At 40.1% G+C, this 16265-nt stretch carries 10 protein-coding genes and 1 pseudogene; 8 read left to right on the top strand and 3 right to left on the bottom strand.

What is annotated here, in order from left to right; all coding sequences use genetic code 11:
* Positions 1–108 precede the first annotated feature (108 nt).
* The 6 genes from ACKTT2_RS22950 to ACKTT2_RS22925 all read left to right on the top strand — a co-directional run bounded on the left by ACKTT2_RS22950 (position 109) and on the right by ACKTT2_RS22925 (position 11970).
* A complete protein-coding gene (locus ACKTT2_RS22950; RefSeq protein ID WP_407890781.1) occupies positions 109–3057 on the top strand; it encodes a PAS domain S-box protein in 2949 nt (982 codons plus the stop codon).
* Positions 3058–3071: 14 nt separating this feature from the next.
* Positions 3072–3497, top strand: coding sequence for a response regulator (locus ACKTT2_RS22945; protein WP_407890845.1), 426 nt, complete (start codon positions 3072–3074; stop codon positions 3495–3497).
* 34 nt (positions 3498–3531) lie between these two features.
* Positions 3532–5775 carry a hybrid sensor histidine kinase/response regulator gene (locus ACKTT2_RS22940; protein ID WP_407890779.1) on the top strand — a complete coding sequence of 748 codons (2244 nt, stop codon included), beginning with the start codon at positions 3532–3534 and terminating at the stop codon, positions 5773–5775.
* Positions 5776–6285: 510 nt separating this feature from the next.
* Positions 6286–7602, top strand: a complete 1317-nt coding sequence (gene iscB / locus ACKTT2_RS22935; RefSeq protein WP_407890777.1) for an RNA-guided endonuclease IscB — start codon at positions 6286–6288, stop codon at positions 7600–7602.
* An 88-nt stretch (positions 7603–7690) separates the two neighbouring features.
* The gene (locus tag ACKTT2_RS22930; RefSeq protein WP_407890775.1) at positions 7691–9565 is read left to right on the top strand and encodes an ABC transporter ATP-binding protein; all 1875 of its coding nucleotides are present in this window, start codon (positions 7691–7693) and stop codon (positions 9563–9565) included.
* Between the two features lie 152 nt (positions 9566–9717).
* Complete coding sequence (locus ACKTT2_RS22925; protein ID WP_407890773.1) at positions 9718–11970, top strand: tetratricopeptide repeat protein; 2253 nt, start codon at positions 9718–9720, stop codon at positions 11968–11970.
* Between the two features lie 209 nt (positions 11971–12179).
* On the opposite strand, the gene ACKTT2_RS22920 is transcribed toward ACKTT2_RS22925, so the two are convergent.
* On the bottom strand, positions 12180–13154 hold the full coding sequence (locus ACKTT2_RS22920) for a ferredoxin family protein (RefSeq protein WP_407890771.1): 975 nt from the start codon (positions 13152–13154) through the stop codon (positions 12180–12182).
* 830 nt (positions 13155–13984) lie between these two features.
* On the opposite strand from ACKTT2_RS22920, the pseudogene ACKTT2_RS22915 reads away from it, so the two are divergent.
* Both ACKTT2_RS22915 and ACKTT2_RS22910 read left to right on the top strand, forming a co-directional pair.
* Positions 13985–14753 (top strand): annotated as a pseudogene (locus ACKTT2_RS22915) (Mut7-C RNAse domain-containing protein).
* A gap of 79 nt (positions 14754–14832) precedes the next feature.
* Positions 14833–15804: an ROK family protein gene (locus ACKTT2_RS22910; RefSeq protein ID WP_407890769.1), complete on the top strand. Its 972-nt coding sequence runs from the start codon at positions 14833–14835 to the stop codon at positions 15802–15804.
* Here the strand turns inward: ACKTT2_RS22910 and ACKTT2_RS22905 are convergent.
* Together ACKTT2_RS22905 and ACKTT2_RS22900 are read right to left on the bottom strand one after the other, a co-directional pair.
* Entirely contained in the window at positions 15794–16018 is a 225-nt protein-coding gene (locus ACKTT2_RS22905) for a type II toxin-antitoxin system PemK/MazF family toxin (RefSeq protein ID WP_407890767.1), read from the bottom strand. The two genes, ACKTT2_RS22910 and ACKTT2_RS22905, sit on opposite strands and share 11 nt — an antisense overlap.
* The gene (locus tag ACKTT2_RS22900) at positions 16005–16241 is read right to left on the bottom strand and encodes an AbrB/MazE/SpoVT family DNA-binding domain-containing protein (RefSeq protein WP_407890765.1); all 237 of its coding nucleotides are present in this window, start codon (positions 16239–16241) and stop codon (positions 16005–16007) included. Before ACKTT2_RS22900 ends, ACKTT2_RS22905 begins: the two co-directional genes overlap by 14 nt.
* Between the last annotated feature and the right edge of the window lie 24 nt (positions 16242–16265).

The following is a 16265-nucleotide window of genomic DNA, read 5'->3' as shown; positions in this document are numbered from 1 at the left end:
AAAGTGTTAAAACTTAAAAGAACTTTCACAATACAGAAATAGATCGCTTTAGCAAGCTATAAATAGAGGAAAGTACAGAGAAATTTCTGTAAATTTATTTAAAGATTTATGAAAGATGAGACAACTTATGATGAAGTGGCGAGGTTAGAAGCACTCCGTCAATATCAAATTCTCGATACCGAACCAGAAGAGGCTTACGACAATATTGCTAAGCTAGCTGCCTTTATTTGTGACGCTCCTATTGTTTTGGTCAATTTTATTGATAAGGATCGCCAATGGTTTAAGGCAAAGATAGGTATTGACTTTACAGAAGTCCCTCGAACTGTAGGTTTATCCTACCTGTGCTATAAAGCACGGGATGTGGCGATCGTATCTGACACTCATGCTGATGAAGAGTTAGCAAAGAATCCAGTCGTTACAGACTATCCCTATGTAAGGTTTTATGCGGGCTTTCCCTTAATGACTCCTAAAGGAGATCTGGTGGGTACTCTCTGTGTCCTCGATCGCGTTCCCAGAGAACTGAACCAATCACAGATAGAAGCTCTCAAAGCCTTGAGCCGTCAAGTCATCAGTCAACTGGAACTCAGACGCAATCTCACTGAGGTCTGTCATTTTGCAGATGAACTTCAATTGACACAGGAAAAACTCGCACACAGTGAAAATCTTCTCCGTACAATTGTTCAGTCAGAACCAGAGTGTGTCAAATTACTCGCCAACGATGGCACTCTGTTGGAGATGAATCCAGCAGGGCTGGCAATGATTGAGGCTGATTCTCTCAAGCAAGTTGTGGGAAAGTGCATTTATCCTTTAATTGCTCGTGAGTACCGTCAAGAATTTATAGATCTCACAAATGAGGTTTTTCTGGGGAAATCGGGGATACTGGAATTTGAACTTATAGGACTCAAACAAAAGCGTCGTTGGTTAGAAACTAACGCTGTTCCTTTGCGTAGTCCCGATGGAGATATTATTTCTTTGTTAGCAGTGACTCGCGATATTACTGCTCGCAAGCAAGCAGAACAAGAGCGTCAAAGACTTCTAGAACGAGAAAAAATAGCACGGGAACGAAGCGAAGTGGCTCAACGCGAAGCAGAAGCCGCCCGAAACCAAAGCATAAAAATTTTAGAAAGTATTACTGATGCCTTCTTTGCCCTAGATAAAGATTGGCGTTTTATTTATGTAAATCGACAAGCAGAACGATTTTTACAAAGCAAGCGGGAAGAATTACTCGCTCAATCTGTATGGGAGAAGTTTTCCGAGGCAGTAGGGGCTACTTTTTATCAGCAGTATCACAAAGCAGTTGCTCAACAGGTAAGTGTTTCTTTTGAAGCATTTTATCCACCACGAAATACTTGGTTTGAAGTCCATGCTTATCCCACAAGCGTTGGGCTTTCTGTATATTTTCAGGACATTACTCAGCGCAAATACGCTGAAATCGCTCTTAGAGAAAGTGAAGAACGCTGGCAATTAGCTCTACGGGGTAATAATGATGGGATTTGGGACTGGAATATCAAAACTAATGAAGTGTTCTTTTCTCCTCGTTGGAAGGAAATGCTAGGGTATGAAGACAGTGAGGTTTCTAATTATTTGGATGAGTGGAGGAAACGAATTCATCCTGATGATTTAGAAAGGGTTATGGAAGTGATAAAAGATCACTTTGCAAAAAAGACCCCCTACTATATCAGCGAACACCGAATACAGTGTAAAGATGGTTCTTATAAATGGATTCTAGATAGGGGTCAAGCATTGTGGGATGATGTAGGTAATGTCTTACGTATGGTAGGATCTCATACAGATATTACAGAACGGAAGCTAGCCGAAGAAGAATTAAAGCACCAAAATAGGCGATCGCAACTTTTTGCCGAAATTACCCTAAAAATTCGCCAATCGTTACAAATTGAGGAAATCCTGCAAACAGCAGTCACGGAAGTCCAAAAACTGTTAAAGGCAGATCGAGTTCTTGTGTTCCGTCTTTGGACAGATGGTTCGGGGACTGTCATGCAAGAGGCTGTTTTGCCTGGATTTCCGATAGTTCTGGGCAAAAACCTTCACGATCCGTGCTTTGGGAAAGACTATCAAGAGCCATACCGTCATGGAAGAGTGAGCGCGATCGCGGATATTGAAACAGCAAACATCCAAGATTGCCACAGACAATTTCTCGCACAATTTGGTGTAAAATCTAATCTCGTCGTACCGATACTCCAACGGGAAAACTTATGGGGTTTGTTAATCGCTCACCAATGCGATCGCCCCCGAAATTGGAGCAGTTTAGAGATAGAGTTATTACAACAGTTAGCAGATCAAATTGGGATTGCTTTATCACAAGCACATTTGTTAGAACAAGAAACCCATCAATGGGAAGAACTCGTTCGTTCTAATGCCGAACTAGAACAATTCGCGTATGTTGCTTCTCACGATTTACAAGAACCATTGCGAATGGTTACAAGTTACTTGCAGCTTTTGGAGCGACGCTACAAAGATAAACTAGACACTCAAGCCCACGAATTCATAGCCTATGCTGTAGACGGGGCGCATCGGATGCAGAAACTCATCCAAGATTTACTGAGTTATTCTCGTGTCAGTACTCGCGGACAGCCCTTCCAGTTAGTTCAGTGTCAGTCTCTTATCAAAAGCGCTCTTACCAATCTCAAAATAGCGATCGAAGAAAGTGGTGCAGTCATTACACAGGATTCATTGCCTGAAATTATGGCAGATCCCACACAACTGACACAGTTATTTCAAAATCTGATTGCAAATGCCATTAAATTTCGCAGCGAACAAACACCTCTCATTCATATTGGAGTCGAACGTATAGAGGAAAGATGGCGATTTGCTGTCAGAGATAATGGAATTGGTATGGAACCCCAGTATGCGGAGCGAATTTTTATTATTTTCCAAAGATTACATACCAGAGACAAGTATCCCGGTACTGGTATTGGACTGGCAATATGTAAGAAAATTGTAGAACGTCACGGTGGAAACATCTGGGTTGAGTCACAACCGGAACAAGGTACAACTTTCTTCTTTACTATTCCCGATAGAGCAGGAAATCGCTTGTGAGTACAGAATTAGTTATGCCTATTGAGATTTTGCTTGTAGAAGACAATCCCGGTGACGTGCAGCTAACCCAGATCGCTCTGGAAGATAGTAAAATCTCCGTGAACTTAAATGTAGCACGCGATGGCGTTGAAGCAATGGCATTTCTACGTAAGGAAGAACAGTATAAAGGAATGCCAACTCCAGACATTATCTTACTCGATCTCAATTTACCGAGAAAAGATGGACGAGAGGTGCTAGCAGAAATAAAAGAAGATAGAATTCTTAGAAGAATTCCAGTTGTCGTCCTAACCACATCTGGTTCGGAAGAAGATGTTCTCAGAGCATACAATCTCTGTGCAAACTGTTACATTACCAAACCAGTTGACTTTGACCAATTCGTTAAAATTGTACATTCTATCGAAAGCTTCTGGTTTACTGTTGTCAAACTACCACAGGAGTAAAGAGGACGGGGGAGTGGCAAAATAGGGGAAAATAATGAAAGTCTTATTAGTTGAAGATAACCCTGGAGATGTTCGGCTGTTGGAGGAATTTTTATTAGAAGTTCCGTCTGTTGAATTTGTTTTGCAACAAGTACAACAGTTAGATGAAGCACTAAAATCTCTGGAAGAAGAAAATTTTGATGTTATTTTACTAGACTTGTTACTGCCAGATAGCCAGGGATTAGAAACATTTATTAAAATTCACACTCAATCTCCTACCATTCCTGTGATTGTTTTGACAGGTTTTAATGATGAAACCCTAGCAATCCACGCAATGCAGCAAGGGGCGCAAGATTATTTAGTCAAGGGACAGGTAAATGGCGATTTACTGTTCCGTTCTATGCGATACGCAATTGAGCGTCAGCGCACGGAGGAAGCTTTAAGACGGAGTGAGGAGCGATTTCGGGTAGCGCTGAAGAACTCTCCTATCTTTGTATTCAACCAAGACAAAGAACTACGCTATACTTGGGTTTATAATCCGATTTTTGGACTGACTGCTGAAGAAATTTTGGGCAAATGCGATTCAGAGGTTATTTGGGGTAATGATGGCGAACGTCTCAAAGAGATAAAGTTGAATGTACTCGCTACCGGAATAGGAATCAGGGAAGAAGTTCCGATCTCGACAGCCCAAGGAACTCGATATTACGATCTCACTGTCGAACCATTGTATAACGAATCTCATGAAATTGTAGGTATCACCTGTGCCTGTATTGATATTAACGAGCATAAATTGGCTGAAGAGAAAATTCGTCAACAAGCCGCTTTACTAGATGTTACCACTGATGCAATTTTTGTCAGAGATTTAGAGAATCGTATCTTATTCTGGAACAAAGGTGCAGAAAATTTATACGGCTGGCTTTCCCAAGAAGCTTGCGGAGAGGATGCTAGCAAGTTTTTGTACAATGAAACGCCATCAGAAGAGCAAACAGCTTTTGTCAGTGTAACTCGCAAAGGTAAATGGCAGGGCGAAGTGACTAAATTGACGAAGAACAATCAGGAAATTCTTGTAGAAAGTCGTTGGACTTTGGTGTGCGATCGCAATGGTAAACCCAATTCAATCCTCACTGTTGATACAGATATTTCCGAAAAAAAACTTTTAGAATCTCAATTATTCCGCGCTCAAAGGTTAGAAAGTATCGGTACTTTAGCAAGTGGTATTGCTCACGATTTAAACAACATACTAACACCTATTCTGGCAGTCGCGCAACTATTACCTTTGAAGTACCCCGATATTTACGAGCAAGATATGCACCTGTTAGAAATATTGGAAGATAGTGCCAAACGTGGTGCAGATTTAGTAAAACAAGTTTTATCTTTTGCGCGAGGTGTTGAAGGAAAACGCATTACTTTGCAACTGAGACACTTAATTAAAGAAGTTATAACTATTCTTAAAGAAACATTTCCCAAATCTTTAGAAGTTTACACTGATATACAACAAGATTTATGGATGGTTTCTGGTGATAGTACGCAACTGCATCAGGTACTCATGAATCTTTGTGTCAACGCCCGCGATGCTATGCCTAACGGTGGGACTTTAAGTATCTCCGCCGAAAATCTGTTTGTTGATGAAAATTATGCTCGCATGCATCTAGAGGCAAAAACTGGACCTTATACAGTTATTACTGTTTCAGATACAGGAGTTGGTATTTCTTCAGAAATTATAGATAGAATTTTTGAACCATTTTTTACCACCAAAGAACAAGGCAAAGGAACTGGTTTAGGGCTTTCGACTGTCATTGGCATCGTTAAAAGTCATGGTGGTTTTGTAAATGTCTATAGTGAAATTGGCTCTGGAACCAGCTTTAAAATTTACTTCCCTGCAGTCGAAGAAATGGAAACAGAGGTTGCACCGGAAGTAGAGGTATTGACGGGTAATGGAGAACTGATTTTAGTTGTAGACGACGAACCTTCAATTCAAGAAATTACCAAAGCATCTTTAGAAGCATACAACTATAAGATTGTGACTGCCAATGATGGCGTGGAAGCGATCGCACTCTATGCCCAATATAAGGATAAAATCCGCGTCGTGTTGATGGATATGATGTTACCCTTACTCGATGGTTTAACAGCTATCCGTACAATTCAAAAAATCAACCCACACGTGAAAGTCATTGCTACAAGTGGGTTGATGTCTAGCAATAAGTTAGCTGCTGCTACTGGCAATGGTGTCCAGAAATTTTTGCCCAAGCCTTATACTGTAAAAGAATTATTGCATGCTCTACAGACAGTACTTAGTTAGATAACTGTATTCTTGTGGTACGGGCTAATGTGTTCTTGTGGTACGGGCGGGACGCCCGTACAAAGATAAGAGGGTAGGCGAGGACGCCCACCCCACAAGAAGGAGAATTTGTTTCTTAGGAATCCCTAAGCTCAGTTTCTTGTAAAGAGTCTCAGCCGCAATCGTTCTGTATCAATCTCTGGCATGGTGTCATGGTAGAAATGGAAACACTACATTAAAAGGGGGTTACTTTGTTATTGTAAAAATTAATATAATCTTGATACTGTCAGCACCCCGCTCGCTTTGTGACGGGGCGTCATGCCTCTCCCTTTAGATAGCTGACCAGTCTAAGTCTTTAACTAGGCTACGTTTAAGTCAAGTGCTGAAAAACCTACCGGAGGATGCGTAGCTAGTCTTCCGCTCTAGTATCAAAAAATTAAACAGTTTTACGAGGGGTAAGACAGTGTTTTTTGAATATGCCGACCTTAAACATTGACGAAGCTAACGTTACCCAGAAATGGAGGGACATTTATGTCCAAAGTATTTGTAATTGACACTAACAAAAAACCATTAAATTCAATTCATTCAGCCCAAGCAAGACAACTTCTTAGGAATGGAAAAGCAGCAGTTTTTAAACGCTTTCCTTTCACAATCATCTTGAAAGAAGCTCGTCCCGATGTGCCCGTTGAACCTCTAAGAATTAAGATTGACCCTGGTTCCCAAATCACAGGCATCGCTATAGTTAATGACACAACCGGAGAAGTCATATTTGCTGCGGAAATTAAGCACCGAGGTTTTGCAATTCATGAATCTCTGACATCTAGAAAACAACTAAGAAGAAGTAGGAGAAATCGAAAAACTAGATATCGCCAACCACCAATTTCCGAGTGGTTTAGGAAAGGTAACAAACAACCTTGCCCGAAAAAACGTCGAGAGGGTTGGTTAGCCCCAAGCCTAAAAAGCCGTGTTGATAACATCAAAACTTGGGTTGAAAGATTGCGGAAAGTAGCTTCAATTGAAGCAATTTCTCAGGAATTAGTACGTTTTGATATGCAATTAATTCGGAATCCTGACATTCACGGGTTAGAATATCAGCAAGGAACTCTTTTCGGCTACGAGACTAGGGAGTACTTACTTGAAAAGTGGAATAGACAATGCGCTTACTGTAGTGTCAAAGATGTTGCATTTCAAATAGAACACATTCATTGTCGAGCTAAAGGAGGTAGCAACTCAATCACAAACTTGACTGTATCATGCAAAAAATGTAATCAGAAAAAAGGGATAAAAGATATCAAAGATTTTCTCAAAAAAGACCCTGTAAGGTTAGAGAAGATTTTGAAACAGGCTAAACAACTACTTACAGATGCTGCTGCTGTTAACACAACTCGGTTGGCATTACTGAAAACACTGAAAGCAACGGGACTTCCAGTAGAAACGGGAAGTGGTGGGTTAACTAAGTTCAATAGAACTAAACAGGAATTATCAAAAACTCATTGGGTTGATTCAGCGTGCGTTGGTCAATCAACTCCAATTCTAAATATTAAAGGTGTCAGACCCTTGTTGATTACAGCTAACGGTCATGGAACAAGACAAATCTGTCGTACAGACAAGTACGGTTTCCCAAATCGTCATTGTTCTAGAACTAAATTTCACTTTGGTTTTCAGACTGGTGACATCGTTAAAGCCGTTGTCACAAAAGGTAAAAAAGTTGGTCAATATGTTGGACGCCTTGCAACTCGTGCAACTGGCAGTTTCAACATTTCAAATAAGTCTGGATTAGTTCAAGGAATTAGCCACAAATATTGCCACAACGTACAGGCAAAGGATGGTTACTCATATGCATTTTAAATTATTTAGACGGCAATTAAAATTGCTCGTGTCGCGGTTCCTCCGTGGTCTAAAGACACACGGTTTCCCCGCTCCCGGAGGTTTTTAGATGAATAACTCTACGACTCTAACAAAATCCGATACAAAGGACCGTCGGCGTGAAAATGACTGGCGGTTATTTTTGCGTTTAGTCCCTTATGCCCGTCATTATGGAAAATTGCTAGCGCTGTCAATGCTGCTACTCGTACCCATAGCCCTCAGCAACGCTTTGCAACCTCTGCTTATCGGACAAGCAATTTCTCTCATTCGCAATGAACCCAACACCTACGAGTTTTTAAAAAATCGCCCTATGTTACAAGGGCTACAAATTATCGAAATCGTGCTACTGCTAACAGTCACAATTAGGCTGATATTAACAGGTTTTCAAGGTTATTTAGTACAAGCGGTAGGGCAAAAAATTACAGCAGAAATCCGAAAAGACTTATTCCATCACGTAACATCCTTAGCAGTGCGTTTTTTTGATAGGACGCCTGTAGGTAAAATTATTACTAGACTCACCAGCGATGTGGAAGTGTTGGGAGATGTATTTGCAACTGGTGCAATCGGCATTGTGTCGGATTTGTTTTCTATGCTGGTAATTATTAGTTTTATGTTTTCTATCAATTGGCAACTGGCTTTGTTGCTCTTGTTGATGCTCGTACCAGTATCGGGAGTGATTACTTATTTTCAGTTGCAATACCGGAAAGCAAATTACAAAGCAAGAGAAGAAATTTCGATGCTGAATTCTCAGTTACAAGAAAATATTATTGGCATTAATGTCGTACAACTGTTTCGGCGAGAAAAATTTAACGCAGGGTTGTTTCGCAAGACCAACAATCGTTATATTCGAGAAGTCGATAGCACTATCTTTTTCGAGTCTGCTGTTTCTGCAACATTGGAATGGATTGCTTTGATTGCGATTGGGATTGTTTTATGGGTGGGAAGTAATTTGCTACTGCAGCAAAACTTGACTTTCGGGATTTTATCTGCCTTTGTTTTGTATGCCGAACGATTGTTCCAACCCCTACAACAATTTGCTGAAAAATTTACTGTCATTCAAGCAGGTTTTACAGCAGTGGAACGTGTCAGCGAAGTTTTAGATGAACCAATAGAAATTCGCGATCGCGCAAATCCCAGATTCTCTATTTTAGACTCAAGATTGGGGTACATTGACGAAATTACAGATCGAGTGACACTTACCAACTTGCAACCCAAACGAGGGGAAATCCGTTTTGAACATGTTTGGTTTGCCTACAAAGATGATGAATATGTCATCAAAGATTTAGATTTCACCATCAATCCCGGAGAAAAAATTGCATTGGTAGGACCAACAGGTGCGGGGAAAAGTTCCATTATTCGACTTTTATGCCGTCTTTACGAACCCAGTCAAGGGCGTATATTTGTAGATGGTGTAGATGTTCGAGAAATACCCCAAGCCGACTTGCGACGTTACATGGCAGTCATTTTGCAAGACGGCTTTTTATTTGCAGGTGATGTCAAAAGCAACATTAGCTTGGGAGACATTTACAGCTTTGAAGAAATTCAACAAGCTGCAGAGAAAACTAATGTAGCCTCGTTTATCGAGCAATTGCCACAAGGATACGATACCCAACTACGAGAACGTGGCACAAATCTTTCAAGCGGACAAAAACAACTATTAGCTTTTGCTCGTGCAGCAATTCGCAGTCCAGAAGTTTTAGTTTTAGACGAAGCCACTGCAAGTTTAGATGTTGTCACAGAAGCTTTAGTTCAGGAAGCGCTAGACAAGCTTTTGTCAGGACGTACCGCCATTATCATTGCTCACCGCCTGTCTACCATTCGCAATGTAGATCGGATTTTTGTACTTAAGCAAGGAGAACTCATAGAACAAGGAAGCCATGAAGAGTTATTGCGTCAAGGAGGAATGTACGCAACTCTTCATAATTTGCAAATGTTAGGAAGTTGAGTTAATTAATAGTAGGGGCGCAAGGCATTGCGCCCTTACAGTTGTTAGCGGTTAGTAGATAGCGGTTGATAGTTAACAACCAACAACTAACAAATAACAACCAACAACTAACAACTAACAACTAACAACTAACCCTTTTTGGAGAAAAATCGATGTGGGTGTTTGCCGTCTTCATCTGTTTCTGTTGGATGGTGTCTTTGTGTTTACATGAATTTGGTCATGCAATAGTGGCATATTGGGGTGGAGATACTTCAGTTAAAGAAAAAGGATATCTAACTCTTAATCCTCTCAAATATACCGATCCGGGTTTAAGCTTAGTTATGCCACTCTTTTTCCTCCTTCTGGGTGGAATTGCTCTCCCTGGAGGTGCAGTTTACATTAACCATCATCGATTACGCAATCGTTGGTGGCTTAGTGCTGTGTCGGCAGCTGGTCCGATTGCCAATATAATTGTTGTGTTGTTGTTATCGCTGCCTTTTCTCTTAGGTTGGCATACTCAATTATTAGAGAACGGTAGTATGTTTTGGTTTTATTTAATGACCTGTTTGGCTTATGTTATCGTCCTAAATATCTATGTTGTTTTTATTAATTTATTGCCGATTCCCTCTCTTGATGGTTATGGAATTATTGAGCCTTGGTTACCCCGTAACATACAAGTCGAGCTTAACAGAATAGGCAAGTATGGTATCTGGATTCTAATAGGATTGCTCTGGTTTGCCCGTCCGTTTAATAAATTTTTATGGGATATCACGCATAAAATTAGCGGATTGCTTGGTGTTTCGCCAGCTTTGGCATGGGGAGGAGGAGAAATATTTAGCCAATATTCTCTTTATATTATCTTAGGATTAATTTTTATATTATGGTTATTTCGAGACAAGAAAAAAGATTCTTATCATAAAGGAAAACAGTTAGTTTCTAAGAATCGCTATCAAGAGGCAGTTGCTGCATTAGATAAATCTATTGAAAAGCAACCCAAGGACTTTGATTCTTGGTTTTTGCGTGGGTATGCACTGTACTGTATGCAACACTATGAAGAAGCGCTCGATTCTTACGATAAAGCAGCATCAATCCAGCCCGATAATGCGAATGTGAGATATTACCAAGGAATTGTGTTCCAGGATTTAGAAAAAGTAGAAGAAGCTTTATCTGTATATACCGAAGCAGTACAACTCAAACCTGATTTTCCAGAAGCTTTAAGTCATAGAGGCTATATTTTAATAGATTTAAAACGTTATAAAGAAGCGCTTGCAGATTTCGATACAGCAATCCAGTATCAAAAAACATATGTAAATGCTTGGGTAGGTAAAGGTGATGTGTTAGTCAAAATGCATCGCTACGAACAAGCAGTTAGTGCTTATACCCAAGTGGTGAAATTACAACCCAATTCTTCAGCTTGGATGAGTAAGGTTAGAGTATTGGAGAATAAATTACAACAGTATGAAAAGGTTTTAGATGTCTATAATGAGAAAATAAAGTATCAACCAGAGGACGCTGATATCTGGTATCGACGAGGATTGATTTTAGAGAAATTACAACGTCAAGATGAGGCTTTAGAGTCATTTGAGCAAACTATAAGATGTTACACTCGGTTGCTAAAACATCAACCAAAGGATGCTTATATTTGGTACGAAAAAGGATCTTTATTAGAGAAATTACAACGGGATAAAGAGGCATTAGTCGCCTATAACAAAGTGGTGGAAATTCAACCGGATTTCGAGCAAGCTTGGTATAAACAAGGCATAATTCTAGAAAAACTAGAGCGTTATGAAGAAGCATTATTTGCCTATAACAAAGTGGTAGAAATTCAACCTGGTTTCAATGAAGCTTGGTATAACCAAGGCATGACTCTAGAAAAATTACAGCGTTATGAAGAAGCGATCGCAGCTTATGATAAGGCTATTGAAATCTGTCCAGATGATTGCAATTCTTGGTTTCAAAAGGGGCGGGCTTTAGTATTAAATAAGCAAGATGAAGCTGCTCTTGAGTCCTTTAATCAAGCAATTACCATTCATTCAGAATTTTATAATTTTTGGTTTTGGCGTGGCTCTGTACTCGAGCAATTGCAACAGTATGAAGATGCACTTTTGGCTTATGAAAAATCCATTGAACTTAAATCAGACTATCCCTATGCTTGGGCTGGTAAAGGTATTGTTTTAATGAAGTTAAAACGCTACGAGGGATCTCACGCTGCTTACGATCGCGCACTTGAACTAAAACCTGACATCGATTATGTTTGGTACAACAAAGCTTCTTGTTATGTATTAGAAGGTAATATACCTCTAGCGATTCAAAACCTACAAAAAGCAATTAGTTTCAATCCAGAAAAAATTCTCAATGAGGTTAAAAGCGATCCGGTATTTGATGCAATTCGGGAACATCCACTTTTTAAAGCTTTAGAAATTTGATAAGTTAGGGGTTTTCAGCAAGTCAATTATTCCAGATTGTGGGACGGGCGAGGACGCCCGCACCACAAGAAATTCCAGCCACAAGAAATTCCAGCCACAAGAAATTCCAGCCACAAGAAATTCTGGGAAGAAATTTTGGGAGATTTTTTATTTGAAGTCCCTTGGTGGTTGTAGAGATGCACTGTTCATAGCGCCTCTGCAACCACTAACTACTTACTACAAGTTGCAAACTTAGTAGAAGCAACCCAAAGACTATCAACTGAATAGTTGACAACCACTGATTCTTGTGTAGAGGTACAAGAAGGTTTAATTTTCACGGCTTTAGCTTCATCTTTGACAAGCTTAGCTTGATAACAGTACGCCGAGCCATCTGGTTTCTCAAAAGTTATTTCACCCAACACCATTTTTTCCTCTAAATGTTGCTGGATAATCTTACCTGTCACTTTGTAATCGAACCAATCCCATCCGTGGCGTAAGATAAGTTCTCTCTCTAAAGCCTGAATTGCATTTGGTAAAATTCCCCAGCCTCGGTACACTTTTGTTAAGGAATTAATATCACCAGTCCGTGTCAAAATTGACTTAAATGATTCTTGGTCTAAACCACCATAGTATCTTCCTTCAGGCAAATCTATAGCTGTTGGTGCAAACCGATGTCCGCCTATATGGCTGGATTTCCAAATCCGAACCTTGTCGAGTCCCAAGCTAAAAACGGAGGTTGTTGCATGGAAGTAAAAGGGATTTCCATATCGAGCACAACAGCGATCGCGACTCCCGTGGGTACAGATAAGTATATCTCTTGTTGTACTTGTTTCTACCTCACCGTCTATCCCAGAACGCATCCACTTTTTAACAACAGTTGCAACTTGTTCGATATTTCTCAAACAAAATTCTTGTTTGTGATATCCATTACTCAGTCCTTCTTTTTTTTGATAAATCAGAAGGGTTGTTTTTTCTACTTTATGGGATGAGTTATTGCTAATTAAGAGAAACGAGATTGGTAGTTTCTCTCGCTTTATTTCCTTAACTAACATCTGTAAATTCTCTGGAACCCATCTGGAATCTATTGCTTCTGGCGACCAAGGTGGAGGACATTCAACCAATATGTAAGTTTGGTAATTGCTAGCACTACCAATAATATCTTCTCCCGCTTCGCGTGAATTGTCAGAACAAAAGAAAGTATTCATCTACCTTTACTAGTTAACGTGTTTTGACGGACAAAGGATATTACAAACAGAGATAGTTACTTTAACTACGGTCTCCCCTCTTGGCGCAATCTGCTATTATAAAAAATTTTCGACTGTCAAAAATAGCTTTTTTTGTACAATTTCCTTGAAGGAATCGTTGGATAAAAAATGATTCTAGTTTGTCTGTTAATCGGTACATATTGCAAAAAATTCTCAATTGTGTCTTAAAAAAAAGAAAAGTGCAGCATCAATGTTTTAAGCGTTAGTTAGCTAGTAACTTAGCCAACGCTCTTGTCTTCTATAGCTTAATACTAAATATTAGCAACTACTAACCGTTAATGTCACTTTCTTCAGCATTAGCACTTGATGCGATAAGAGGTACTTTTACTTAGCAGTTTCAGGATAATTGACTTAATTTTAATGCAAACCTTTCTGCCTTTTGACTACTTTTAGGCAGACATTGCAATATCCTGAGACACACTTTGTCTCAGACACTCTCAGTCACTTTTTCACACCATCTGACTGTCTGAAAATTACGTCAACAGTCAGACAAGTGCTCATGCTACGACTCTAACTGAAGTCAATAACAAAAGCAAGTATTTGCTAATTATTCTAATCTTTACTTAAGTTTTAAATGAAATGATACAAGATAATCTAATATGAACTGGTATCGAGTGGCTGAAAAGCCTTTTAAAAGCGAGTTTTGTTATCCGGATAGAATATATTAATTATTCTTGCTTCGGAGAAAAAAAGTATTAATACTCCTAGTCAGTAGTTACTGCTCTAGGTTGGTAACTCAGTAATTTTCATCTGATGAGTTGAAATTGCTTATGGCTGTAGCTTCTTTCCGCTTTTATGCAGAGTTAAATGATTTCTTACCTACTCAGAAAAGGGAGGTAAGTATAGAACATTCCTTTACCGAACGAGCTTCCATAAAAGATATGATAGAAGCTTTAGGTGTTCCCCATCCAGAAGTGGACTGTATTGAAGTGAACGGCAAATATGTAGATTTTTCCTACATAGTGCGTGATAGAGATACAATTAGTGTTTATCCAATTTCTGCCAAATCCCAATTATCCAGCATTTCAACAAGACCTCAACTCCCAAGCAAAATTCGGTTTGTTTTAGATATTCATTTGGGCAAATTGGCAACATCTTTACGCTTGTTAGGCTTTGATACTTTGTACCGCAATGATTACGCCGATGAAGAATTAGCTCGTATCTCTAGCACCCAAGAACGAATTTTGTTAACACGAGATAAGCCGGGTACGGCTTGCGCTTCGCGAACGCGGTTTATTAATGAGAAGCATTGTAATACATGGATATTACGTGAGAAACACCGCTCCACAGCAGCAAATTGTGGAAGTGATGCAACGTTTTCAGTTATATCAATTAGTATCGCCCTTTCAAAGATGTTTGCGCTGTAACGGGTTACTTGAATCCGTACCCAAGGAAGCGATCGCTGACCAATTACCAGAAAGCGTTCGTTTGTACGTTAACGAATTTTATCAGTGTCAAAACTGCAACCAGGTCTACTGGAAAGGGTCTCATTATGAAAAATTGCAACAGTTTATTGATTCGGTTATTAATAATCGTTAGTGGTTAGTGGTTAGTGGTTAGTAGTTGATGGTTGGCGACTAACAACTAACAACTAACAACTAACAACTATCAATTAACTATGTCATTAATCTTAGCCCTTGATTTTGGTGGTACAAAGCTAGCAGCAGCGACTGTTAATGCTGGTTCTAGGGATTGGTTGAGTTACGAACGCCGTCTGCAAGGTGAAAATGCAAGTGCTAATACCGATTTGGAAATTATGCGATCGCTGATGGCTTCGGTGCTACAAGAGAAAAAACCGGATGCGATCGGTGTTAGCTTTGGAGGACCAGTAGATGCAACAACTGGGACAGTGCGGCTATCTCATCACGTCCCTGGATGGGAGAATATACCTTTACGGAAGTTGTTAGAGGAAGAATTTAGCGTTCCGTGTAGTGTAGATAATGATGCCAATGTTGCAGCTTTGGGCGAGTATCGCTTTGGTGCGGGTCAGGGATACGATAGCTTGTTTTATATGACTGTCAGTACTGGTGTGGGGGGCGGTTGGATAATTAATGGTTTACCCTGGCGAGGTGCAGAAGGGATGGCTGGTGAAATCGGACATATGGTCGTCGATCCGTCGGGACCAGTTTGTTTGTGTGGAAAGCGGGGGTGTGTAGAAAGGCTAGCGTCGGGACCTTATATGGCGTTGGATGCGAGGGAGGCTTTGTTGAATGAACGCACTAGAAGCAGAGGAGAAATTTTGAGGGAGTTAGTGGGAGATAAACTGGAGTTGATTACAGGGAAGGTAGTGAGTGAGGCGGCGACAACTGGGGATGAATTGGCTGTGGAACTTTTGTACAGGAGTAGCTGGGCTTTAGGTGTAGGGATTGGCAATGTCGCGAATTTGATGAATCCACAACGATTTGTGTTGGGTGGTGGCGTAACGAAAGCCGGAGAGAATTTTTGGGCTGTGTTGCAAAGAGTCGCGAGGGAGACTGCTTTACCAGAAGTCAATTTTGAGATTGTTCCGGCTGTGCTTGGTGATGATGCACCTTTATGGGGAGCCGTAGCGCTTGCTATGCTAAAGTTGTCAACAACCCCTAAAACATAAATTTATGGTAAAGGATAACTTCAAACGGATATCCTTTGACTTTCGTAGTAATCGGACATACTAAAACCAAATCTACTCTGCGGTTATATTTAAATAATGAGATAACAAGTGCAGGACGCCTACCAGCTTGCTCGCGACCAACTTGAGGTGTAAAGTTAATCCAAATGATGTCGCCTTGCTTGGGAATATATAACTCAGACTCAGAAGACTTCACGACCTATGGGTTCTCCGCTATCAATTTCACTATGTAAATTATCCGTTGTTACCCGTGACAGTAGCTCATCTAAGTTATGTACTTGTTTGCGAAAGCGGGGTAAGCTACTCGTGATACTTTGCAATGCCAAGGATTGTACTGATTGACCAGTTAACTCAGACAGGTGATTTAATTCTTCAAATAGTGATTCTGGAATTTCTAATGTCAGCTTCTGGGTAAACATCTTTTACTTGCTTTGATTATTGCT

The organism is Scytonema hankhaensis NUACC26 (genome assembly GCF_045865695.1).
Taxonomy (GTDB): Bacteria; Cyanobacteriota; Cyanobacteriia; order Cyanobacteriales; family Nostocaceae; genus Scytonema.
This window is presented reverse-complemented; position numbering and strand designations above follow the sequence as displayed.

Coding starts and splice junctions, on each gene's coding strand:
- ACKTT2_RS22950 (WP_407890781.1), top strand. CDS start 109: ATGAAAGATGAGACAACTTATGATGAAGTGGCGAGGTTAGAAGCACTC.
- ACKTT2_RS22945 (WP_407890845.1), top strand. CDS start 3,072: ATGCCTATTGAGATTTTGCTTGTAGAAGACAATCCCGGTGACGTGCAG.
- ACKTT2_RS22940 (WP_407890779.1), top strand. CDS start 3,532: ATGAAAGTCTTATTAGTTGAAGATAACCCTGGAGATGTTCGGCTGTTG.
- iscB (WP_407890777.1), top strand. CDS start 6,286: ATGTCCAAAGTATTTGTAATTGACACTAACAAAAAACCATTAAATTCA.
- ACKTT2_RS22930 (WP_407890775.1), top strand. CDS start 7,691: ATGAATAACTCTACGACTCTAACAAAATCCGATACAAAGGACCGTCGG.
- ACKTT2_RS22925 (WP_407890773.1), top strand. CDS start 9,718: ATGTGGGTGTTTGCCGTCTTCATCTGTTTCTGTTGGATGGTGTCTTTG.
- ACKTT2_RS22920 (WP_407890771.1), bottom strand. CDS start 13,154: ATGAATACTTTCTTTTGTTCTGACAATTCACGCGAAGCGGGAGAAGAT.
- ACKTT2_RS22910 (WP_407890769.1), top strand. CDS start 14,833: ATGTCATTAATCTTAGCCCTTGATTTTGGTGGTACAAAGCTAGCAGCA.
- ACKTT2_RS22900 (WP_407890765.1), bottom strand. CDS start 16,241: ATGTTTACCCAGAAGCTGACATTAGAAATTCCAGAATCACTATTTGAA.